Origin of the sequence: Hymenobacter aerilatus, from assembly GCF_022921095.1 — a bacterium.
Lineage (GTDB): Bacteria > Bacteroidota > Bacteroidia > Cytophagales > Hymenobacteraceae > Hymenobacter > Hymenobacter aerilatus.
Genome location: NZ_CP095053.1, coordinates 4,486,832 through 4,511,173, shown reverse-complemented (window position 1 = coordinate 4,511,173; position 24,342 = coordinate 4,486,832). Strand labels below are relative to the sequence as shown.

The 24,342-nt window shown below is 58.7% G+C and carries 16 protein-coding genes; 14 read left to right on the top strand and 2 right to left on the bottom strand.

Translation table 11 applies throughout. From position 1 onward, the window contains the following. The first annotated feature begins 119 nt into the window (after positions 1–119). From MUN82_RS18835 to MUN82_RS18815, 5 genes are all read left to right on the top strand, one after another. On the top strand, positions 120–1,220 hold the full coding sequence (locus MUN82_RS18835) for a BT_3928 family protein (RefSeq protein WP_245092887.1): 1,101 nt from the start codon (positions 120–122) through the stop codon (positions 1,218–1,220). Between the two features lie 166 nt (positions 1,221–1,386). Next, complete coding sequence (locus MUN82_RS18830) at positions 1,387–2,439, top strand: ABC transporter permease (RefSeq protein ID WP_245092885.1); 1,053 nt, start codon at positions 1,387–1,389, stop codon at positions 2,437–2,439. Positions 2,440–2,641: 202 nt separating this feature from the next. Next, positions 2,642–3,163 carry a shikimate kinase gene (locus tag MUN82_RS18825; RefSeq protein WP_245092884.1) on the top strand — a complete coding sequence of 174 codons (522 nt, stop codon included), beginning with the start codon at positions 2,642–2,644 and terminating at the stop codon, positions 3,161–3,163. Between the two features lie 82 nt (positions 3,164–3,245). Beyond that, the gene (locus MUN82_RS18820; RefSeq protein WP_245092883.1) at positions 3,246–3,923 is read left to right on the top strand and encodes a sterol desaturase family protein; all 678 of its coding nucleotides are present in this window, start codon (positions 3,246–3,248) and stop codon (positions 3,921–3,923) included. A 273-nt stretch (positions 3,924–4,196) separates the two neighbouring features. Beyond that, positions 4,197–6,548 carry a T9SS type A sorting domain-containing protein gene (locus MUN82_RS18815; RefSeq protein ID WP_245092882.1) on the top strand — a complete coding sequence of 784 codons (2,352 nt, stop codon included), beginning with the start codon at positions 4,197–4,199 and terminating at the stop codon, positions 6,546–6,548. Between the two features lie 73 nt (positions 6,549–6,621). Here the strand turns inward: MUN82_RS18815 and MUN82_RS18810 are convergent, their stop codons facing one another. Further along, on the bottom strand, positions 6,622–6,795 hold the full coding sequence (locus MUN82_RS18810) for a hypothetical protein (RefSeq protein ID WP_245092881.1): 174 nt from the start codon (positions 6,793–6,795) through the stop codon (positions 6,622–6,624). 212 nt (positions 6,796–7,007) lie between these two features. Between MUN82_RS18810 and MUN82_RS18805 the strand changes: the two genes are divergently transcribed. Continuing rightward, positions 7,008–7,583, top strand: coding sequence for an RNA polymerase sigma-70 factor (locus MUN82_RS18805; RefSeq protein ID WP_245092880.1), 576 nt, complete (start codon positions 7,008–7,010; stop codon positions 7,581–7,583). Positions 7,584–7,618: 35 nt separating this feature from the next. Here the strand turns inward: MUN82_RS18805 and MUN82_RS18800 are convergent, their stop codons facing one another. Continuing rightward, the gene (locus MUN82_RS18800) at positions 7,619–8,068 is read right to left on the bottom strand and encodes a GNAT family N-acetyltransferase (RefSeq protein ID WP_245092879.1); all 450 of its coding nucleotides are present in this window, start codon (positions 8,066–8,068) and stop codon (positions 7,619–7,621) included. Positions 8,069–8,249: 181 nt separating this feature from the next. On the opposite strand from MUN82_RS18800, the gene MUN82_RS18795 reads away from it, so the two are divergent. From MUN82_RS18795 to MUN82_RS18760, 8 genes are all read left to right on the top strand, one after another. Continuing rightward, a complete protein-coding gene (locus MUN82_RS18795; RefSeq protein ID WP_245092878.1) occupies positions 8,250–9,269 on the top strand; it encodes a FecR family protein in 1,020 nt (339 codons plus the stop codon). A gap of 132 nt (positions 9,270–9,401) precedes the next feature. Beyond that, positions 9,402–12,860, top strand: coding sequence for a SusC/RagA family TonB-linked outer membrane protein (locus MUN82_RS18790; RefSeq protein WP_245092877.1), 3,459 nt, complete (start codon positions 9,402–9,404; stop codon positions 12,858–12,860). 180 nt (positions 12,861–13,040) lie between these two features. Continuing rightward, positions 13,041–14,510 carry a SusD/RagB family nutrient-binding outer membrane lipoprotein gene (locus MUN82_RS18785; protein ID WP_245092876.1) on the top strand — a complete coding sequence of 490 codons (1,470 nt, stop codon included), beginning with the start codon at positions 13,041–13,043 and terminating at the stop codon, positions 14,508–14,510. Positions 14,511–14,581: 71 nt separating this feature from the next. Next, on the top strand, positions 14,582–15,862 hold the full coding sequence (locus tag MUN82_RS18780) for a DUF5689 domain-containing protein (protein ID WP_245092875.1): 1,281 nt from the start codon (positions 14,582–14,584) through the stop codon (positions 15,860–15,862). A gap of 200 nt (positions 15,863–16,062) precedes the next feature. Next, positions 16,063–17,562 (top strand): calcineurin-like phosphoesterase C-terminal domain-containing protein, encoded by a 1,500-nt coding sequence (locus MUN82_RS18775; protein WP_245092874.1) that lies wholly within the window; start codon positions 16,063–16,065, stop codon positions 17,560–17,562. A 246-nt stretch (positions 17,563–17,808) separates the two neighbouring features. Further along, the gene (locus MUN82_RS18770) at positions 17,809–18,696 is read left to right on the top strand and encodes a glycerophosphodiester phosphodiesterase (protein ID WP_245092873.1); all 888 of its coding nucleotides are present in this window, start codon (positions 17,809–17,811) and stop codon (positions 18,694–18,696) included. A 535-nt stretch (positions 18,697–19,231) separates the two neighbouring features. After that, the gene (locus MUN82_RS18765; RefSeq protein WP_245092872.1) at positions 19,232–22,468 is read left to right on the top strand and encodes a SusC/RagA family TonB-linked outer membrane protein; all 3,237 of its coding nucleotides are present in this window, start codon (positions 19,232–19,234) and stop codon (positions 22,466–22,468) included. Between the two features lie 77 nt (positions 22,469–22,545). After that, complete coding sequence (locus MUN82_RS18760) at positions 22,546–24,321, top strand: RagB/SusD family nutrient uptake outer membrane protein (RefSeq protein ID WP_245092871.1); 1,776 nt, start codon at positions 22,546–22,548, stop codon at positions 24,319–24,321. Positions 24,322–24,342 lie beyond the last annotated feature (21 nt).

Here is a 24,342-nt window from a genome sequence, read left to right as displayed (position 1 = left end):
CCCGTTTCGTTGCGGAGCCCTACCCCTACCCTACCTTTTCCGTATTGGCGTGCGTGGCGTACCTTGCACAATAGCACTCATACGACAACCAAGACCCCAAGCTCCTAAGATCCTATTCTATGAAACTGATTACGCGTATTTGCTGGGCGCTGCTGGGCATCGTGTTTATCTTCTCGGGCCTGATCAAGCTCAACGACCCGGTAGGGACGGGCCTGAAGCTAGAGGAATACTTCGAGGTATTTGCCCAGGATTTTGGCTCGTTTTTCTTGGTTTTCCGCAACGCTGCCCGCACCCTGGCTATTATTCTCAGCACCCTGGAAGTGGTGCTGGGCGTGGCTTTGCTGCTGCGCTGGTACCTGAGCAAAACGCTGTGGGTGCTGCTGGCCTTGCTGGTGTTCTTTGGATTCCTCACGTTCTACTCGGCCGCGTTCAACAAAGTAACAGATTGCGGCTGCTTCGGCGACTTCCTGAAACTGACGCCCTGGGCTTCGTTCACCAAGGACATGATTCTGCTGGGTTTGTGGGTGGTAGTATACCGGGGGCAGCGCTACCTGCGCCATTCCTACGCCCGCGGACAGCTGGGTGTGGTATACATCACGGTGGCCACGGCCGTGTCGGCGGGCATTGGGGTGTATGCGCTGGGGCACCTGCCCTACTTCGATTTCCTTCCTTATAAGGTAGGCAACAACATTGGCAAGCTCATGCAGCCCTCGGCGCCGCTGCGCTACAAGTACATTATGACGCGCAACGGGACGGAGCAGGAGTTTACCGACTACCCCACCGATACCACCTGGAAGTTCAAGGAGATGGTGGCACTAAACCCACTGGATGGCCCCAAAATCACGGACTTTCGGGTGTGGAATGATGAGGGCGACTACACCCAAGAAATATTGAAGGGCAACAAGCTGGTGCTGATTGTGCAAAGTGTAGAACGTGCCGACCGGGACCGGTTCAAGCAAATCAACAAGCTACTGCTAGCCGCCGACTCGTCGCAGAAGAAGATACTGCCGCTGGTAGTAACCAGTAGCAGCCCCGCCGACTTCGACGTATTTCGCCACGACATGAACCTGGTAGCACCCGTGTACTACGCCGATGCCACCGTGCTCAAGACCATCATCCGCTCCGATCCGGGCTTTATGCTGTTGCAGAATGGGGTGGTGAAAGGCAAGTTTCATTACCACGACATCCCTACCCGCGCCAAGCTGGAAGGGCTTCTTTGAGTTGGTTTTTGGTTAGTTGTTTTTGGCTGTCATCCTGAGCAGAGCGAAGGACCTTATGCCCGCAGAACGAGTCGTTGTTGCGCCTGTCGTGCTGACGTGAGAAGATCCTTCGCTCTGCTCAGGATGACAGCCAAAAACCACTAACCAAAAACCAGAAACCAAACCCATGCTTTCATTTCTACTCAGCCGGTTGGGCCAGGGCATTTTGGTGTTGGTGGGGGTAGCCGTAACGGTGTTTTTCCTGTTCAACGTATTGCCCGGCGACCCGGTGGCCCTGCTGGCCGGCCAGCGCTCCGACCCGGCTACCCGCGCCGCCATCAGCGCCGACCTGGGCCTCGACAAGCCCCTACCTGCCCAGCTACTGGGCTACCTCAACGACGCCTCGCCTCTTGGCATTCACCCGCGCGACTCGGCAGCGGTGGCGCGCTACGGGGGCCTCACGCTGCTGCCCCTGGGCAGCCAAGCCCTGGTACTGAAGGCGCCCTACCTACGCCGCTCGTTCCAGAGCAATAAGGACGTGCTCAGTATTCTGCTCGACCATTTCACGGGCACCCTATGGCTGGCGCTGGCTGCCATGCTGCTGGCGGCGGTACTGGGCATCTTGTTTGGTATTGTGGCGGCCCTGCGGCCCCACTCCTGGCTCGACCGCACGCTCATCACTACCTCGGTGCTGGGCATCTCGGTGCCGTCGTTTGTGGCGGGTATCCTGATTGCCATGACGTTCGGGTTTTACTGGAGTCACTGGACCGGTCTCAACCTCACGGGCCAGCTCTACGAAACCGACCCGTTTACGGGCAACCACCTGGTGCTGCGCAACTTGCTGCTGCCAGCCTTTGCGCTAGGCATCCGGCCGCTGGCCATCATCACCCAGCTCACGCGCTCGTCTATGCTGGACGTGCTCAGCCAGGATTACATCCGCACGGCGCGGGCTAAAGGACTTTCGGCCTACCGTACCGTGGTAGGGCACGCCCTAAAAAACGCCCTGAACCCGGTGGTAACAGCCGTGTCGGGCTGGCTGGCCTCGCTGATGGCAGGGGCTTTCTTTATTGAGTACATCTTCAACTGGAAAGGCTTGGGCACCATCACGTTGCGCGCTGTCGAGAATCTGGACTTTCCTGTTGTGATGGGGGCTACCCTGTTTATCGCCTTTCTGTTTGTGGCCATCAACATCGTGGTCGATTTGCTTTACGCCGTGTTAGACCCGCGGGTGAAGTTGTGAAGTGGTGAATAGAAAAACGTGTGTCATCCTGCGCTTGCGAAGGATGACACACGTGTGAACGACAAGCGTAGCAACGATTCTTGCTATCGTGAGGAGGTCCTTCGTCGCCGTTTGATTCGCGGAATGCTCAGGATGACGCGCGTATTCACAACTTTACAAACTCACAACTTCACCATTTCACCACTCACCATCTCACCACTTCATGCGACTTTACTTGATTGGAATGCCGGGGGCGGGCAAGACTACCCTGGGGCGGGCACTGGCCGTAGCCTATGAAGTGCCCTTTGTGGATCTGGATGAGGAAATTGTGCGCCGTGAGGGCCGCACGGTGGTAGATATTTTTCAAAATGAGGGCGAGGCCTATTTCCGGGAGCGGGAGGCAGCCATTCTGCGGCGGGTATTGGAAGAGTATCCCCGGCTGGTGCTGGCCACCGGCGGCGGCACACCCTGCTTCCACAACAGCCTCGACCTGTTGCTGGAAACTGGCCTGACCCTCTACCTGGCCGTGCCTACCTCCGAGTTGCTACGCCGGGTAGTGCGGGCCGCAGCCACGCGCCCCCTGCTGGCCCCTGCCCGCGACGAAGCCGCTCTGCGCCTGCGCCTAGACGAAACCTTACGCACTCGACAAGGGTTTTACGAGCGCGCGCCCCTCCGGTGCACACCACCTACCTGCACGTTACCCGCTGTGCGCGAACTCATTGACCGTTTTCGCACCACGGCGTAGGTTGCAGGAAGGGGGGTAGGCAGACACGGCATTTGCGCCAGTCTGCGTACTTTTGCCCTCAAATTCAGACGCTTACTTTGTTATGAACGCTACATCTTCTTCCCAACCCGAGGTACAGAAGGACCCGGTTAAGAAACCGGCCGCGGTGAAACCCAAAGCCAAAGGCTCGGCGCAGTTGTTTCAGAATCCGGTGCTAGAGCGCCTCACCCACACGCACATAGCTGGGCCGCTCAGCATTTTTTTCGCGGTGGCGGCGGTTAGCCTGTACTATAGCCTGAGCCGGGGTCTGCTTACGGGTCTGTCAGCGTTTGGGCTGTTTTTGGGCGGGTGGTTACTATTTACCCTGGCCGAGTACCTGGTACATCGCTACGTCTACCACATCGAGCCTTCTACTCCAGGCCGGGCCAAATTTCAGTACACGATGCACGGCGTGCACCACGAGTACCCCAAAGACAAAACCCGCCTGGCTATGCCCCCCATCCTGACGGTATTTGTGGCCTCACTGCTGTTTTTCATCTTCCGCTTCACGTTCGGGAATGCTGGCTTCGGTATTCTGGCAGGCTTTGTATTTGGCTATGCGCTCTATCTGTTTGTGCACTACGCCATTCACATGTATGCACCGCCCAAGAACTTCCTGAAGTTTTGGTGGCACCACCATGCCATGCACCACTATCGGCAAGAAGATGAAGCGTTTGGGGTGAGTACTACCCTGTGGGACCATATTATCGGTACCATGCCTTCGCGCCAGCCAAAGAAGTAACCTTCTCCACTTAGCCTTTACGGAAAGCCCAACTCGTATGAGTTGGGCTTTTTCTTTATCCCACAATTGGAAAACATTCCAATTATAAGAACAATTTTATAACTATTTTAATATAATAATTGACTTATTGCCTAAAAATAAGGATATAATATTATCAATCAGATACTTTTGCATTACCCAAAATAGGATAAATATATTGTAATTATTCCTGATTTGGGAAAGCATCTGACATATCCAGTTATTACTTACATGAAACAAGTTTACCGCGCTGCTTTGGCAACGCTTTTAAGCTTAACAGGCTGGCACGCCCAAGCGCAATACACCTTTACGGACACCAATCTGGCGCCGTATAGGCAGAATTTTAACACACTGAGCGGTAGCCTTACCGTAACATCTGAGGGCTCCGGGTTGGCCAGCCGTCTGAATGCAGCCCCGGAAGTGTATGCACAGGCTAACTTTGGTACTGACGTGGCCCCCTCCCCTTTCGCCCCAGCGGGGGTAGGCCCAAACGACGGCACGAACGGCGCCGCCAACTACTACCACTTTGGCATTGAGGGCGTTACGGTCAGCACCGACCGGTCGTTTGGGGGAGTAGCGTCCTTTGGCTTCAATGGGGTAGGCTACGTTGGCATTCGTCTGAAAAACAGCTCTACCAAAACCATTACCAACCTGGAGATACAATATGCCATGGAGCAGTGGTATAACTCCGGCCGCCAGGATCAGGCCAAGGTAGCAGTGTCTTATAAGACGGGTACCGGTCTACGGAGCCTCCTTGGCGCCACAGGCGCCGGTGCCACGGACTGGAAAAGCCTGAACGCGCTGGATGTGGAGGCACCCTCCACGGCTACTGTGCTGCAAGAGCGCGACGGCAATGCGGCCTCCAACCGCCGCGTGCGCCAAACTACGCTCACGGGCCTCAACCTGGCAGTCGGACAGGAAATCATGATTCGATGGGCCTACGCCCTGAATGATGCGACCAACGGCAACGGTCTCAGCATCGACGATGTGGTCATCACGCCGCAGACCAATATTTACTATTCTACTACTACTGGCGAGTTGAACCAGTTTTCATCCTGGAATACTAGCGCCAACGGCACAGGCACTCGGCCCACCAGCTTTGCTACACCTAATACCGTCTACTATGTGCGGGGTAACAGCACCAGCAGCCGCATTCGGGGTAATAAAAACTACCCTGAGGCCGACACCTGGACAGTGAGTGGCGTCAACTCCAAGGTGATAGTAGGCGACCCAACCGGTGCCGCTACCAACCTGTTTTTGGACGACAACGACGACATTAACGCTACCATCGACTTGTTGGCCAACGCTACCCTTCAGGTAAAGCGCCCTACCTATTCCCTCACCCTGGGTACGCTGGCCCATACCAGCACGGTGGAATATATGGCTACCAACGCTGCCACCCGCGTTTTGCCAGGGCAGTACGGACAGCTGAAACTGTCAAACGCTACCGAGAAGACCTTAGTCGGCAACATACTGATTACGAACGCGCTGTTACTTGGCTCTAAGCTCATGCTGGGCGACTATACCCTTACACTGCAACGCGACGCTACTGTTTCCGGCGTCTCGGGCTCGAACTACGTGGTAACCAACGGCAAAGGCACTTTGCGGCAGTCGGTTGTCAATAATGATACGGACGTGCTGTATCCTGTCGGGGCTTCTGCCAGCAGCTACACGCCCATCTGGCTGAAGCAGCCTACCAGCACCACGGCCCGCAACGAAGACGTGTTTGGCGTGCGCGTGCTAGACGATATGTACTCTTCGTATGACGCCAGCGGCACCGGCACCAAGCCTGTTACCAACCAGAACGTGAAAAGAACCTGGCTGGTAGACGAAGAAGTGGCTGGCAACTCCGACGTGACCATGACCCTGCAGTGGAACGGCGCCGATGAGGCAACCGGCACCTACGGTTTTGTACGGGCCAAATCCTACATCAGCCACTACACCGGTGGCGTGTTCGATCAGGCCGCGCCCGCCAGCGCAGCCACGGGCAGCGTGGCAGGCAGCTACAAACTTTCCCGCGCCGGCATCACCAGCTTTTCGCCTTTTGTGGTATCCTCCAACCCCGGCACTGTGCTGCCAGTAGAGCTGGTGGCCTTCAGTGCCCAGCGTACCGGCGCGGCCGTGACGGCAGCCTGGGCAACGGCCAGCGAGAAAAACAACGACTACTTCACCGTAGAGCGCAGCCTGGATGGGGTGCAGTTTGTGGCCGTTGGAAAGATAGCGGGTGCTGGCTCCTCTACTACACGTCACCAGTACACGTTTGTTGATCAGGAAGCGCCTGCCACGCTGGCGTACTACCGCCTGCGGCAGACGGATCTGGACGGCACCACGGCCTACTCGACGGTGGTGACGGTAGGCGCCCTGCGCAGTGCGGCTGGCAACTGGGCCGTAGTGCCCAACCCCGGCAACGGCCTCTTTCAGTTGCGTACGCCCGTTGATGTCACGCTGCTTAGCGGCGAGGTGTACAACAGCGTGGGCACGCGGGTAGCGGCGCTGCCTACCACTGGCCTATCCTCCTTCGACCTCACGCAACAGCCCAGCGGCATGTATGTGCTTCGCCTGCAAACCTCGCAAGGCCCCACTACGGTGCGCGTTGTAAAGAACTAGCCCTACCCTACCTATCACTAAAAACTAAAAAAGGCACCCACTGGGTGCCTTTTTTGTGCTGCGTGATGAGGTACTACGGGCGACGCATCCGGTTTACAATCCACCAGAGCAGGAGCACTACCAGGAAGATACCCACAACGGCGGTCCAGGCACCTGCTTTGAAGATGCCCACAATGGCATCGCAGCTGCTGACCGAGAACATGAGCACGAACAAGAAAAGCGGGAGGAGAAAACGGTAATTTTTCATGATAATACAACGGGAGAGAGTGAGAGAGTGCTTGGCTAATGCGCCAAGCAGTGCTATCTGTTGATACTGACTTGACCTCGAAAAGGTTGGCTACCGGCCAATGCACCGGCATTTCTACTCAGCCCCGTTGCCTTGCCTTGTATTGTTCATTTTGGGGTAATAAAAGCATAACGTAACCGTATACTACCGACCGGTAGCTTTGTCTACCGGATATGACCTACGCAACCAGCTCTTCCGATCAGCAGCTCCTAACAGCGCTGGCCCTCGGCAACGAGGCCGCCTTCGACGCGCTGTTTGCCCGCCACTACGCCGGCTTGCTGCGCTACGCCACCAGCCTGCTCCCCTACCCCACCGATGCGGCTGAGGACGTGACAGCCGACGTATTTTGCACGCTCTGGACCAGTCGTACCCAGCTTGCGGTGCAGGGTTCGGTGGCCGCCTACCTCTACACGGCCGTGCGCCACCGCTGTTTCGACAGGCTCCGCCAGCAGCGCCGTGCCGCTCAGGAAATCGACGTAACCGACGAGCTGCCACCACACCAGCCCGAGGCTGCCCACCTGCGCCCCGACGAGCAGCTGGCCTACCAGGAGCTCCACCAACACCTGCACCGGCTCATTGAGCAGTTGCCGGCCCGTACCTACCAGGTATTCCAGCTCCATCGCGACGCGGGCCTCACCTACGAGGAAATTGCCAGCCTGCTGGATATCTCCCTGAACTCCGTGAAAACCCACATGTTCCGGGCCCTGCGCTTTCTGAAGGAGGCGCTTCACGTATCGGGTGTGCGGTAGCTGCTCCAGGCTTGAAACTGTGGGCTGTGGAATAACTACAGCGCCTTTTCCATACACACACTGTTCTCTATCCCAATGTATTGCCCGTAGTTGGGTGTGCGCTGGTAGCCGCTTTTTTCGTACAGCCGGATAGCTTCGGGTTGCTTAAGGCCGGTTTCGAGCACGCAGCCGTAGTAGCCTAGTTCAGTTGCCCAGGTTTCCAGCGCGGCTAGCACTGCTGAGGCCACGCCCTGCCCCCGATGGGCGGGCTGCACGTACATCCGCTTGATTTCCACCTGCTTTTCTGCATACGGCTTGAACGCGCCGCAGCCTACGGGTTCGTCGTGAAGGTAGGCCACTACAGCGTGACGGATGGCATCAATCTTATTGAACTGCGCATAGAAGGCGTGGTCGGCACCATCGCGCACGGCTAAGTCGTGGTCAAGGAGCTGCACGAGGGCGCGGAAGTCGGGATGGTCGGAGGTGGTGCGGACGAGATGCAACATGAGATAAGGGAGTTGATGCTAGCTGGTGAGGCATAACGTCAGGACGACTTACCCGCCAGCTACGTTACGGCAATATTACGGTTGTTACGATTCGGTTAAGCCTGCTTTTGCGTGTCACGAGCCGAGCGGGCGAGGACGTCTATACCGGTGAGCGGCAGCGCAACCAGCTGCTCGGCACCCGTTGAAACCAGAAGAATCGTACCTGCTCATCACCCGCTACCTAGCCCGCCAAACCTCGGCCGAGGAAAACGACCAGTTGGCTACCTGGGTGGCAGGATCCCCTGAAAATGAGCAGACGTTTGAGCAGCTCAAGACCGTTTGGCAGCACAGCCAGACACCACCCACGCCCGCCGCAACGGCTGCCGCGCTGCACCGCCTGAAGGTCCGACCAGAACTAGCCAGCCAAGCGCCTCAGCCGGCAGCGCCCCTACCCCAACTGCGCCCCAAAGCAATCCGGCGCTACCGGGTAGCGCTGGGTGTGCTGCTAGTGGTAGTGCTGGCAGGCGCTGGTATCTTCTTTTACTTGCCTACCCCCTCTGCCCCAGCTTACCACCTGACCCGCACCGCGGCCGGGCAGCAGCAGACCCTGCGCCTACCCGATGGCTCCCGCGTGACGCTGGCGCCGCAAAGCCAGCTGCGCTACCCTACCCAGTTTGCAACCGGCAACCGCGAGGTGTACCTGGAGGGCGAGGCGTTTTTTGAAGTCAGCAAGAACCCGCACCGGCCGTTTCGGGTGCACAGCGGCGCCCTCGTTACACGGGTGCTGGGCACGCGCTTCAATGTGCAGGCCCGGCCGGGTGCAGACCAGGTGGCAGTGTCGCTGGTGGAGGGTAGGGTGGAAGTGCTAGACCAGCAGACCACTTACCAGCTCGCGCCGGGCCAGCAGTTGCTCGCCGACCGCCGCACGGGGCGCATGTACCGGCAGCCCTTCAGCCCCGACCGTGTGACGGGCTGGCGGCAGCGCCAACTGATTTTCCAGAATGAAAAGCTGACCGACGTGGCCGACCAGATTGAGCGCCTCTACGGCGTGAAGCTGGTGTTTGCTGACACGGCCACGGCCAACGTGCGCCTGTGGGCCACCTTTCGCAACGAGCCCCTACCCCAGGTGCTGGCGGCTTTGCAAGAGGCTGGCCCCATCGCCTATCGCCGCGAAGGCTACATCATCTACCTCAGCACTACTCCCGAACTACCTGACCACTAACACCTAACTCTTGGAGAAGACAGCGGGCGGCAACCCGCTGCCTTCCATCGAAAGGCCCGTCACCGGCAAGTGACCGGCCGCTTGGAGAGCTTTTAAACCCTGTGTCATTCAAAAACGCTCACGCACAAGTTTATGAAAAAAACGAGGTACCCGAAACGAACCGGCAACTGGCGTCCTACCCTGCTGGGCCTGGGCCTAACGGTGCTGAGCGCCACAGCTACCCCTGCTGCCGCTACCACGGACCAGGCTACCCGCCCCAGCGCTGTGCCGTGCGCCGTGCAAGTGCAGCAGCAGCCCCTGAGCGAAGTGCTCACCAGCATTGAGCGGCAAACCGGCTACCACTTCTTGTTTGCAGGCCAGGGACAGTTGCTGAGTCGTAAAATCAGTGTGCAGGCGCCGCACAGCAACCTGGAAGCCGTATTGAATCAGGTATCGACGCAGGCGGGCGTGCAGTTTGAGGTGCAGGACAAGCGCATTGTGCTGAAAGCCGGACGCGTAGCTGCGCCTAAGCCTGTGAGCGGCCGTGTGCTGGATGCGCAGGGACAGGGACTGCCAGGCGTGTCCATCCGTATCAAAGACACCAGCACCGGCACCGTAACCGATGCTGAGGGCCGCTACCAGCTGAGCGCCGAGTCGGGACAGGTGCTGCTGTTCAGCTTTATTGGCTACACCACCCAGGAGGTAAAGGTAGAGGAGAAGAGCACCTATGATGTGGTGCTGCGCGAAGACGCTACCAGCCTAAACGAGGTGGTAGTGACGGCCTTAGGCATTCAGCGCGAGGAAAAAGCCCTGGGCTACGCCGTGTCGAAGCTCGACAACGAGGCCCTAACGGAGGCCAAATCCAACAACTGGACCGATGCGCTGTCGGGCAAGGTGGCGGGGCTGAACCTGGTGCGCTCGGGCGGCGGCCCGGCCGGTACCAACCGCATCATTCTGCGCGGAGAAAGCTCGCTGGCTGGCGACAACGACGCCCTGATTGTGGTGGACGGCGTGGTGCTGGGCGGCTCAAACCGCAACACTGGTACCGGCAGCTCGGCCTACCTCCAGAGCGAGTCGCCGGTAGACTTTGGCACCAGCCTCAACGATATTAACCCTGAAGACATCGAGTCGGTGTCGGTGCTGAAAGGGCCAGCGGCTACGGCGCTGTACGGCGCACGCGGCGGCAACGGAGCCGTGATTATTACCACCAAATCGGGCAAGTCGCGCAAGCGCGGCATCGGCGTCACGTTCAATTCCAACACGTCTGTTGAGACGATTTCGCGCTGGCCCGATTTCCAGTATGAGTACGGCCAAGGCGATGCCGGCGCTAACTACTACTCCTATAATGCCACCGCCGACGGACCCAGTACCCGCAGCACCAGCTCGGCCTGGGGGCCCAAGTTCGACGGGCAATCTTTCTTTCAGTACGACCCCGCCACCAATACCACCGCCACCGAGCGCACGCCCTGGGTGCCCTACAAAAACAACCGCAAGGACTTTTTCGAGACCGGCAAAACCTTCGTCAACACGGTTTCTATTGATGGTGGCACCGAGAAGACCACGGCCCGCCTCTCGCTGACCAACCTCCAGAACACCTGGATTATCCCGAACACCGGCTACAAGCGCAACACAGTGGCCTTGTCTGTGAACCACAAGATTACGGACCGCTTGCAGGTGTCGGCCAAGGCCAACTATACCAACCGCTACAGCGACAACCTGCCCAGCACCGGCTACAACAACCAGACGATTATGTACTGGAACATGTTTCAGGTGCCCAATGCCAACGTGCACTGGTGGAAGGACTACTGGCTGCCGGGCTTTGAGAACATCACCCAGCGCAGCCCTTTCAGCAGCCTCATCGACAATCCTTATCTGATTGCTTATGAGATGCTGAACAAGAGCAACCGCAACACGCTCACCGGCAATGTGCAGGTGAACTACAAGTTTGGGCAGCATTGGAACCTGATGCTGCGCTCGACCCTGGACTACTCCTACGAGGCCCGCTCGCAGCAACGCCCCAAGGACACAGAGCGCTACAAAGAGGGCATGTACCGCACGCAAAACATCTTTTCGCAGGAAATCAACCACGATTTCTTGCTGCAATATGCCCGTAACGTGGGCAAGTTTGAGCTGACGGCTTCGGGTGGCGGGAGCCGCTTGCACAACCGCTACGTGAAGGACGAGCTGCGAGCTGAGCGCCTGCTCTACCCCGGCATTTTCTCGTTTGCCAACAGCCGCGACCTACCCCTCACCCTACCCTACCGCGCCGAGTTTGCGGTGAACAGCTTCTATGGTCTGGCTACGGTAGCTTATAACAAGTTCCTGTACCTGGACCTGACTGCCCGCAAGGACTGGAGCAGCACGCTGGCCAGCGCCAACGGCGTGACGGAAATTCCGATTTACCCATCAGTGAGCCTTAGCGGCATTGTGTCGGAGGTGGTGAAGCTGCCGGAGGTGATATCCTTTGCGAAGGTGCGCGGCTCCTGGGCCGAGGTGGGTAGCGGCACCACGGTGCCCTACCGCACGGCCTACACCTACGCCGTGGCCACGGGCTTTCCATCGGGCCTCAGCAACCCCGGCTCCATTGCCAACCCTGGCCTGAAGCCGCGCCGCACCCGTAGCACCGAGCTGGGCCTGGACCTGCGCTTCCTGCAAAACCGCATTGGGCTGGATGTAGCCGTGTACCGCAACAACACCTACGACCAGATTCTGGAAGTGCCTGTGGACCGAGCTTCGGGCTACAACTACTCGGTGCTGAACGCTGGCCTGGTACGCAACCAGGGCCTTGAAATTCAAGCGAATGCCGAAATAATCACCCGACCCTCAGGCTTTGGCTGGAAGATGTTTGGCACTTACACTGCCAACCGCAACAAGGTGGTAGAGCTAGCCGACAGCGTATTTACCTACCAGCTCCAGCGCGGCCCCGGCGGGCGCGGCACCGTGGAGGCCCGCCCCGGTGGCAACATGGGCGCCATCTACGGCCGCGGCTACCTGCGCGCACCCGATGGCCAGATCATCTACCGCAACGGCCTACCCCAGCTTACCAACGACGTAATGCTGCTAGGCTCGGCCCTACCCAAGTGGAAGGCCAGCATCGGCAACGAGTTCCGCTACAAGCAAGTGCGCCTGAACGTGTTGGTGGATGGGCAGTTTGGCGCCAAAGCCTACTCCATGACCAATGCTGTACTGGCCGAGCAAGGCAAAACCAAAATCACCCTACCCGGTCGCTATAACGGCATCATCGGCAACGGCGTGATTGACAACGGCGACGGCACTTTTCGCCCCAACGACGTGGTGGCCGAGAACGTGCCGGCTTATTACTCGCAGCACTACGGCCGCGACAACATCGAGGCTAACCTGTTCCGCACCGATTTCCTGAAGCTGCGCGAAGTCCGCATTGATTACTCCCTACCCGCCAGTCTGTTGCAGCGCTTCAAGCTCACGCAAGCCACCATCGGCCTTTACGGCCGCGACCTGTACATTCTGACCAAGTGGCCCGCTTACGACCCCGAGTTTGGCACCCTGAACGACGACACGGTGAGCTTGGGCTACGAGCTGGGCCAGTTCCCCAGCACCCGCACCATTGGCTTGAATCTGACGGTGGGGATATAGACCTCACCCCCCGGCCCCCTCTCCTCGGGGAGAGGGGGAGCCTGATGGCACCAACTGTACTAGCAACAGTCAATCAGAATAATCCTCACCTTCTTCTACCTGCTCGGACGTCTTGCTGACGGCTGGCTCCCCCTCTCCCCGAGGAGAGGGGACCGGGGGGTGAGGTCAACCGCAAGAATCATGAAAACCATCAAACTACTCACTTGGCTGCTGCTCGCCTCCACCAGCGCGGCTACTCTTTCGGCCTGCACCGACGGCTTTGAGGAGCTGAACGTGAACCCGAACCAGAACCCCAATGTGATACCGGAAACGCTGCTGGCCCCGGCTCTCACGGACCTGGTGAAGCGCAACATGGACCGCGCCCGGCGCATCACCAACGAGCTGATGCAGGTGCAGGTGACGCGCAACGAGGGCGACGCCATTCACCGCTACGTGGTGCGCCCCGCCGAGGCCGACTACATGTGGAACGGCTGGTACACCCAGCTCACCGACTTCCGCGACCTGTACCGCAGCGCCGAGGCCGTGAACAGCCCTACCTTCAAAGCCATTGCCCGCATCCTAGAGGTCTGGACGGTGTCGCTCTTGACGGATACGTTTGGCGACGTGCCGTATTCCCAAGCCATCCGGGGGCGTGAAGGGCTGTTGCAGCCGTCGTTTGACAAACAGGAGGATATTTACAAAGATCTGTTTACCAAGCTGGAAGAAGCCAACGAGCTACTGAAAGCCAATACCAACCTCTCGGCCGACCAAAGCCAGCTCGACCCGCTGTACCAGGGCAATGCCGCCAAATGGCGCAAGTTTGGCAACTCGCTCTACCTGCGCCTGCTGCTGCGCGTGTCCAACCGCACCGATGCTGTTGCCAACGGCATGAGCCCCCAGGACAAGCTGCGCGATATGGTGAACACCAACGCCGCGGCCTACCCCCTCATCAGCAACAACGAGGAATCGGCTATTATGCGCTGGACGGGCACGGCGCCCTACCAGTCGCCGTTTGCAACCTTCCGCACGGCCGATTTCTCCTCGTTCAGTTCCCTGAGCCAGTTCTTTGTGAACAACCTGAACGAGTGGAACGACCCACGCCGCGCCAAGTGGATGACGCTATACCAAGGTGTGTACGAAGGAATTCCGAGCGGCTATGACCCCATCACGCAGGGCCAGCCGGTGGGCTCTACCTACCCCGCGGCCCTCATGACCGAGCCCTTGCTAGGCAACATTCTCAACTACGGCGAGGTGCAGCTGCTGCTGGCCGAAGCCACCGCGCGCGGCTGGGTGTCGGGCAATGCCCAAACCTACTACGAGGCCGGCACCACGGCCGGCATCACGCTTTGGGGCTACACCGTGCCCACGGGCTACTTCGATAACTCCGACGTGAAGTGGGAGCCCACCAGTACCCTAGACCGCCAGCTGGAGCAGATTCATTTGCAAAAGTACTACGCCCTGTTTTTCACTGACTTTCAGCAGTGGTTTGAGTATCGCCGCACGGGCCACCCGGTGCTACCCCGCGGCGCGGGTGTGCGCAACGACGGTAAAATGCCCGCCCGCATCAATTACCCCGTGTACGTGCAAAGCCTGAATCAGCAAAGCTACCAGGCCGCCATAGCCGACCAGGGTCCGGATGATGTGAATACCAAGGTGTGGTGGCAGAATTGAGGGTAGCCCCACTCCTTCCGTTCAACGATTCGCCTCCCCCCGGCCCCTCTCCAGAACGAAAAATCAACAACATGAAACGCATCCTACCTTTCGCTCTTCTACTCAGCGCATTCACGCTAGGAAGCTGCCTCAAAGACAACCCCGACTACGCGGCTGGGGTACCTAGCCCTACCATCTCCATTGCCGACGTGCGCAACCTCTACCGGGGTACCGATGTGCTGCTTGACAACAGCAACCTCTCCGGTGCCCGGCAGATTACGGGCCTTGTGATTTCCGACGCCAGCGGCCGCAACGTACCGGGTGGCCCCCAGGCCGTAGTGGTACAAAACCGACGAAAGGGCCAGGTGCGCGGCCTGGTGTTGCCCATGCCCGCCGGCGCACCCCTCGACTATGCCGTGGGCGACTCGGTGGTGGTGGACGTGACGGGGGCGCGGCTTACCTCCCAAAATGGTGGACTGCGCATCGAGGGCCTGTCGCCGGCGAATATCACAAAGGTGAGCAGTGGCCACACGCCGGCAGTGCAGGCGGCTACCATTGAGGCATTGCGTACCAGCCCTGGTACCTACGAGGCCACACTGGTGCGCGTAACGGGCGGCAACATCACGCCCGCGCCTACCGGGGGCGCCACGTACAGCGGCGACAAAAACTTGGTGGACGGGTCCGGCAACTTGCTGGTGCTGCACACCGAGGCCGCAGCTACCTTTGCCAGCCGTCGGGTGCCGGCCAGCGCTACCTTCCAGGGCATTCCCATCGCGGCTACTGATGCTGCCGGCCAGCCTCAGCCCCAGCTGTGGCTGCGCACTATTGCTGATGTCATCGACCCCAGCGGCCCCGTGTACGCAGGCTTTCCTGAGAGCTTCGAGGGCGTGCCGCAGGCCACTAAGGGTAGCTACAACATGAACACCGCTGCTGTGCCCGACAACACCGTGACCTTTGGCACTGGCCCCTGGAAACTGTTCCAGACCATCTTGGGCAACACCGCTGGCCGCGACCGGTACACCGGCGCCCAAGGCCTGCGCATGCAGCAAAATCTAACCGTGCCGGCCGTGGTGGAAATGAAGTTTGACCTACCCAACGGCGCCAGCAAAGTGACACTGCTCTACGGCGCCTACTATACTGACGCTTCCAGCTCCTGGATGCTGGAATACTCGCAGGATCAGGGCGCTACCTGGAAACAAACCGGCTCCACCATCACCGACGCCGGCAATTGGCAGCGCTCCATCACCTTTCTCATGAATATCGAAGGCCCTGTGCGCTTCCGCATCAGTAAGCTCGGCCTGGGCACCAGCAACCCGCCCGCCATCCTCAACGGCCGCTTGGGTCTGGATGACATTGCCATTTACGAAAACTAAGCGGACAGTATAATGGCGCGGGATGGCGCGGGGCTGCGCCCCGTGCCGACTGTGCGCAGGCCTCTGGCCTGCTCCCGTTTGAACGACTTGCTTAAACACTTTCAACGGCGCGGACGATTGCAGGCCAGAGGCCTACGCATAGTCGGCACGGGGCACAGCCCCGCGCCAGTGCGCTTCTCCACATTGCCTTTATTTACAGTATGTTTCGCAGAAAATTTCTTCAAAGCCTGGGCCTGCTGAGTGCGGGCGTGAGCCTGCCACTGGCCCCGGCCGCCGTAGCCGAGCTGGCCGACCCGAAAGCCGCTTCGCATAAGCTTGATCTTGCTCCGCTTACTATCAAAGGCCGCGTGCACGCTGGGGGTAAGGGTTTGGCCGACGTACCCGTCACGGATGGCTACAACATTGTACTAACCGACAAAAGCGGCCGCTACACGCTGACCAGCAACTCCACGGCCGAGTTTGTGTACCTCACCCTACCCCGCGGCTATGCTATTCCGCATGAGAAGGGCGTGGCGCGGTTCTACCAGCCCATCAAACCCGGTCAGCGGAACATGACAGCTGACTTTGCCCTGCAACCGCTGCCCGGCGACGACCGGAAACACACCTTTATGGTGTGGGCCGATCCGCAGATGATCGACAAAAAGGACACCCACGAGCTAATCACCGTATCGGCGCCCGACCTGAAGCAACTGGCCGCACAGTACAACAGCCCCAACACCTTCGCTATCGGGTGCGGCGACTTGGTGTGGGACCATTTTGAGCTGTTTGAGGACTACAAGCAGGCCGTGGACATCACTGGTATTCCGTTTTTCCAGGTAATTGGCAACCACGATATGAACATCAAGGCCCGCTCCGACGATGGGTCGGCCGAGACGTTTAAGAGTCTGTTTGGGCCTACTTACTACTCCTTCAACCGCGGCGAGGTGCACTACGTGGTGCTCGACGACGTGTTCTTCATCGGGCCACCCAAAAAGTACATCGGCTACCTCACGGAGACGCAGTTGCAGTGGCTGGAGCAGGATTTGAGCCACGTGAAGCCGGGCAGCACCGTGGTAGTGGCCTTGCACATTCCGGTAGACAGCGGCGACAAGCGGCGCAACCAGCTTAAGGATGAGTCGTTGGGTGGGGTGGTGACCAACCGCCACGAGTTGTACCGCATCCTGAAGCCCTACACGGCCCATATTATGTCGGGCCACACGCACGTGTGCGAGAAGATCTTCCACGAAAACACCATCGAGCACACCCACGGCGCAGTGTGCGGCGCCTGGTGGACCGGCCCTATCTGCACCGATGGCACGCCCAGCGGCTACGGCGTGTACGAGGTAGACGGCCCCAACATCAAGTGGTATTACAAGTCTTTTGGCAAAGACCGCCAGCACCAGTTCCGCGCCTACCCTAAGGGCGCCAACCCCGACCGCCCCGAGGACATTGTGGTGAACGTGTGGAACTGGGACCCCGAGTGGCAGGTAGTGTGGTTTGAAAACGGTCAGCGCCAGGGGCCCATGCACCAGCAAACCAGCCTCGACCCACTAGCCGTGCAGCTGCAAGCCGGTCCCAAACTCCCCGCCAAGCACAAGTGGGTAGACCCTACCTTGGCCGACCACATGTTCTACGCCCGCCCTTCCAAAGACGCCAAGGAAATCAGGGTAGAGGTGACGGACCGTTTCGGGCAGAAATACACCGAAACGGTGGCGGTGTAAGTATCAGTCCGAGCACAGCGAAGAATCTGAAGTACTACATTGAATGTCTGTCCAACGGAACTTCCTTTCACTAGACCGTCATGCTGAGCAGAGCCGAAGCATCTCTACTGCAGCGGTAATTGTTGACGCTTACAACGAAGCGGTAGAGATGCTTCGGCTCCGCTCAGCGTGACGGGCAATATCAGCACGCGAGATTTCTTCCGCTGGTCGAAAAGCTGTTCTATCAAACCCATCCGTATAGCTCCTATGAAAACCCTTCTGCTGCTCATCCCCCTGCTTGCCATGCTTACGCTCTCTACTGCCCAACACAAGCCGCTCGATACGCAAGGCCACCGCGGCTGCCGTGGCCTGCTGCCCGAAAACACGGTACCGGCCATGTTGAAGGCGCTGGACCTGGGCGTGACCACTCTGGAAATGGACATCGCCATCAGCCAGGACAAGCAGGTGCTACTCTCCCACGACCCGTATATGAACGCCGACTTTGTGCACTCGCCCAACGGTCAGCCGCTTACGCCGGCAGCGGGTAAGGCGCTACGCCTCTACGGGCTGCCCTACGCCGACATCCGGCGCTACGACGTGGGCAGCTACGGCAACCCCAAGTTCCCAAGGCAGCAAAAGCTGAAAGCGCACAAGCCGCTGCTGGCCGAGGTGATTGACGCGGCGGAGGCGCATGCCAAGCAACAAGGCCGCGCCCTACCCTATTATAATATTGAAACCAAAACGACCCCGGCCGGCGACAATACCCTGCACCCCGAGCCAGAGGAGTTTGTGCGCCTCTTGCTGGCTGTGGTGACGCAAAAAGGCGTGCAGGACCGCGTGATTATTCAGTCCTTCGACCCGCGCACGCTGGAAGTCGTGCATCGCACGCACCCTACCCTACGCACGGCGCTGCTGGTAGAAAACCCGGATGGACTAGCTGCCAACCTGAAACGCTTGAGCTTCCGGCCTACCATCTACAGTCCGTATTACAAGCTGGTGACACCCGAACTGGTACAAACCTGCCACCAACAAGGCATACAGGTCATTCCGTGGACGGTAAATACTGCTTCGACAATTAAAGAGTTAGTAGCGCAGAAAGTAGACGGAATTATTACAGATTATCCGGATTTATTTACTGATAACACAGCAAAATAAACCAGCTGATTATATAATACAGTAGCATTAATTTTTGTATCTAATTTCAATTACAATACACTCCAACTGACGTCTTCATAAAATAATAATTTATCTAATTCCCGTTGAATGATGTCTAGTTACAGGCGTCATTCAACGGGAATTTTGCATGGTGATAATAGTTATACTGTTGGTGCGGCAACATAGGGATTACGTTCTATCAATTTACCATACAACCAGTTCTAGCGCATAGTTACTGCATAGACGTGGGCTATACTATGTCATCTGAAGTCTATCTAAATATTATGCTTGTGTTATAAATAAACACCCTATGTTATGAATTTATCAATCCTATTTATTATCAAATAAAGCCCAAAATCATCATTTTATATTTGTGCCGTCGAAAAGTATAGCAGAGTTATTTTTATATTTTCCAGGCTCATTGCTGTAGTTATTTCCCGCCACTTCCCACTCTTTTTTAGCCTACCCGACGACTTATTTTTTATAAGCCGATGGGACTATTGTGCGCCTACTTTCCTCCAACCAATTCAGCTGTATGATGAACTTAAACTCTACTGTTTCTCCCTGGAAACGTAGTTTGCTGCTGCCTGTGGCACTGTGTTGCACTGTGGCCGCTACGGCCCAACAGGCACGCACCGTGAGCGGCCGCGTGACCGACACCGCCGGCGAGGCCCTACCCGGCGTGACGGTACTTGCCAAGGGCACCCAGGTAGGCACCGTGACCGACGCCTCTGGCAACTACTCGCTGCAAGTGCCCGCCGAAGCTACCACGTTGGTAGTGTCGTACTTAGGCTTTCATACGCAGGAGCTACCGCTGAATGGCCGCACGAGCCTCGATGTGAAGCTGGCGCCCGATACCAAGGCGCTAGAAGAGGTAGTGGTGGTGGGCTACGGCACCCAAAAGAAGGTGAACCTGACCGGCGCCGTAGACCAGGTGACGTCGGAAGTGCTGCAAAATCGCTCGGTGCCTAACCTCACGCAGGGCTTGCAGGGCGTGTTGCCTAACCTGAACCTGGTGCCCGGCGATGGCAAACCCACGCAGTCGCCGGCCTACAACATCCGGGGTACCACGTCGATTGGGCAAGGGGGCAATGCGCTGGTACTGATTGACGGCGTGGAGGGTGACCCCAGCCGTTTGAATCCCAACGACGTAGCCACGGTATCGGTGCTGAAGGATGCCTCGGCCGCCGCTATTTACGGGGCTCGTGGTGCCTTTGGCGTGGTGCTGATTACGACCAAAAACCCCGCGAAAGACCGCACCAGCATCACGTATTCGTTCAATCAGGCCATCAAGAGCCCCACGGCGGTACCGGACTTCGTGACCGACGGCTACCAGTTTGCCAAGATGTTCAACGAGGGCTGGTCGGCGTGGAACGACTACTCTCAGACGCCGCAGAACATCAACAAAACGGTGCGGTTCTCGCCGGAGTATTTGGCTGAGCTGAAGCGCCGCTCCGAAGACCCTACCCTCCCGAAAGTGGAGGTAGGCGCCAACGGCGAGTACGTGTACTACGCCAACACCGACTGGTATAAGGAGCTGTATAAGAAGCGCACCAGCTCCTCGGAGCACAACGTATCGGTGTCGGGGAGCAGCGGCAAGGCCAGCTTCTACGCCACGGGCCGCTACTTCGGGCAGGATGGGCTATTCCGTTATAATTCTGACGATTACCGGATGTACAACTTCCGGGTGAAGGGCGCGCTGGACCTGTTTCCGTGGCTGCGCGTGGAAAACAACGCCGACTACTCCAACATGACCTACCACAACCCACTGAACGTGGGTGAGGGCGGCGGCATTTGGCGCAACATTGCCGACGAGGGCCACACCGTGGCACCTATGTTCAACCCCGACGGCACGCTCACCTACTCGGCGGCCTACACGGTGGGCGACTTCTGGTACGGCAAAAACGGCATTGACTTCGATGAAAGGGTGTTTCGGAACACCACGTCGTTTAACTCGCGGTTTTTCGATAACAAGTTTCACGTCAACGGCAACTTCACCATTCGCAACACCGACAACGACCGCACCCAAACGCGCGTGCCGGTGCCGTATAGCCGCAAGCCCGGCGTGATTGAGTACGTGGGCACCAACACCAACGATTTGCAGCGCTCCTTTGGGCAGACGCGCTACCTGGCCACCAACCTCTACGCCGAGTACGAAACCAACTTCACGCCGGCGCACTACTTCAAGGCGCTGCTGGGCTATAACTACGAGCAGTCGACGTACCGCGGCCTGCAAACCCAGCGCAACGGCCTCATCTATCCCGATGCGCAGGACATCAACCTAGCACTGGGCCAAGCCATTACCACGGGCGGCGGCTGGGATCGGTGGAACATCTCGGGTGGTTTCTACCGCCTGAACTACTCTTTCAAGGACCGTTACCTGCTGGAAGCCAGCGGCCGCTACGACGGCTCCTCGAAGTTCCCCGAGAACGAGCGGTTTGCCTACTTTCCGTCGTTCTCGGCGGGGTGGCGCATCTCCAACGAGCCATTCTGGAAAGTGTCGCCCAACCTGATTTCGGAGTTGAAAATCCGGGGTTCGTACGGGGCACTGGGTAACGGTAATATCAACTCCTACGCCTTTCAGGAGCAGTTTAGCATTGCGCAGTCGGGTAGGGTGCTGAACGGGGTGCGGCCGCAGTATACCGGCCAACCCAACGTAGTGCCCAACGGCCTGACCTGGGAAACCTCCACTACCTCCGACCTGGGCCTGGACCTGAGCATGCTGCGCAATCGTCTGACGCTGAACGCCGACGGCTACATTCGCAACACCACCGACATGTTTACGGTAGGCCCTACCCTACCCGCCGTGTTTGGTACTGATATCCCGAAGGGCAACTACGCCGACCTGCGCACCAAAGGCTGGGAGGTGGCCCTGAACTGGCGCGACCAAGCCAACGTGGGCAACAGCCCGCTGGCTTACGGCCTGCGCCTCACGCTGGCCGACTACAAGGCCCACATCACCAAGTACAACAACATTGATAAGCGCCTGAACGACTACTACGAGGGTCAGCGCTTGGGCGAAATCTGGGGCTATACCACCGATGGGCTGTTTGTGTCGCAGGATCAGATCAGCTCCTCGCCCTCGCAGGCCCTATTCCGGGCTTCCACCAGCGGCCAGCTGCTGCCCGGCGACATCAAATTTGCGGACTTGAACGGCGACGGCGTCATCAACAACGGCGACAACACCGTGACCAACCCCGGCGACCGGCGCGTAATCGGCAACTCCCTACCCCGCTACACCTACGGCGTGATGGCCGATGCCAGCTGGCACAACTTCTTCTTCTCGGCCTTCTTCCAGGGGGTAGGGCACCAGGACTGGTACCCCGGCGCGGAAGCGGGCACCTTCTGGGGCCAGTACAACCGGCCGTATGGCAAAGTACCGAAGTCACAGCTGGGCAACATCTGGTCGGAGGAAAACCCCGATGCCTACTTCCCGCGCTACCGCGGTTACGTGTCGCAGAACGGCGCCGGCGAGCTGACGCAGGTGCAAACGCGCTATCTCATCAACGCCGCCTATATCCGTCTGAAAAACATTCAGTTGGGCTACAACCTACCTACCTCGCTCATTGGCCGCGCCCGGCTGTCAGCGGCGCGCGTGTACGTATCGGGAGAGAACCTGTGGGCTTGGTCGCCGCTCTACAAAATCACCCGCGACTTGGACGTGGAGAGCATCGGCCGCTCCGACCAAGTGCTGACCTCCAGCAACAGCGGAAACGGCAACAACTACCCCATTCTTAAAAGCGTCATCCTGGGCTTGTCGGTGACATTTTAACGACGGGACCCTACCCCTCCTGGTCCCTTTCCCGAGGGACCAGGGGTAGGGTCACACCAGCACAACAGCTAACAACCATGAAACAATACCTTACCACCTTCCTTCTCCTGTGCTTGGCCTTGGCCAGTTGCGAATCGCTGGACCAGGAACCTGAGGCTACTGTCACGGGCTCAGCCGTATTCAGCAGCGAGCGGGGCCTGGAGCTGTACGCCAACTCTTTCTACGACGTGCTGCCCACCGCCAACGACATTGTGCGCGGCGACGCCATGGCCGACTACTCGGCCCGCACCCAAGTGCCCGATTTCCTGCTGCCCGGCGCCTTTAGTGCCCGCCAAAGCTCGGGCTGGGACTGGCGCCCATTGCGCAACATCAACTACTTCATTGCCAATAACAACAATGCAGGCGTGGCACCCGCCGTGCGCAACCACTACTTGGGACTGGCGCGCTTTTTCCGGGCGTGGTTTTACTTCGACAAGGTGAAACGCTTTGGGGATGTGCCGTGGATCAGCAATCCCCAGAATGTGGACGACCCTACCCTTTACAATGGCCGCGACCCACGCACCCTGGTAATGGATTCGGTATTGGCTGATCTGAACTTCGCCATCCAGAACATCACGACTACTGCCGACAACAGCCGCAGCCTTGTGACCAAGCAAACGGCCGCCGCCTTCAAGTCGCGGGTGTGCTTGTTTGAAGGCACGTTTCGGAAGTACCAGACCGGCTACGGCCTTACGGGCAGTGCCAACCAGTGGCTGACCGAAGCCGCCACCGCCGCCGAGCAGGTGATGACCACCGGCGGCTTCAGCCTGAACGCGGCCGGCGGCACCAATCTAGCTTACCGCCAAGTGTTTACCAGTCAGGCGCCGGTGGCCTCGGAGGTGATTCTAGCCGCCGTTTCGGACCCGGCGCTGAGCGTGTATAACGACGCCAACTGGTGGTGGACCAGCGCCACCTACGGCTCGCGCGTGAGCCTGATTCGCACCTTCGTGAACACCTACCTGAACATCGACGGTACGCCCTTCACCAGCAAAGCCGGCTACGAGACCCTACCTTTTGCGCAGGAGGTGAAAGGCCGCGACAAGCGCCTGCAACAGACCATCCGGATGGGCGACTACCGCCGCACCAACGGCAACACCACGGAGGCCGCTCCGCCGGTTTTCTCCTACACGTATACTGGTTATCAACCCATTAAGCTAACGCAGGACGACACCTATTACGACGGCGGCACGCGCAACATCAACTCTTTACCCATCATTCGCTATGCAGAGGTGCTGCTAAACTACGCCGAGGCCAAGGCTGAGCTGGGCACGTTCAGTAATGCTGACTGGGTGAAAACCATTGGCGCCCTACGCCAGCGCGCCGGCATCACGGCCGGCCTCACGGCCAAGCCCACCGTGGCCGACGCCTACCTGCAAACCAACTACTTCCCGGGCATCTCAGACCCGGCACTGCTGGAAATCCGCCGGGAGCGGGGCATCGAGCTGGTGCTGGAAGGCTTCCGCTTCGCCGATATCATCCGCTGGCGCCGCGGGCCGCTGATGGAAATGCCCTGGAACGGCTTCTACGTGCCCGCTCTGAACCAACCCCTCGACCTAAACGAGGACGGCAAGAACGACGTGGCCTTCTACCAGAACACGGCCCCTACCCCCGCCACAGGCGTTACCTACGTGAACGTGTCGCCTACCCTCAACGGCCGCGCCAACCCGCAGCAGCTCAAAAACGGCAGCTCGGGCGAGCTGACTTGGTTGAACAACGTGCCCCGCAAGTGGGACGACAAATTCTACCTCTACCCCATCCCCGAAGCCGACCGCCTGATCAACCCCAAACTCGGCCAGAATCCGGGTTGGGAGTAGAATCCCTGAAGCAGTCTGTCC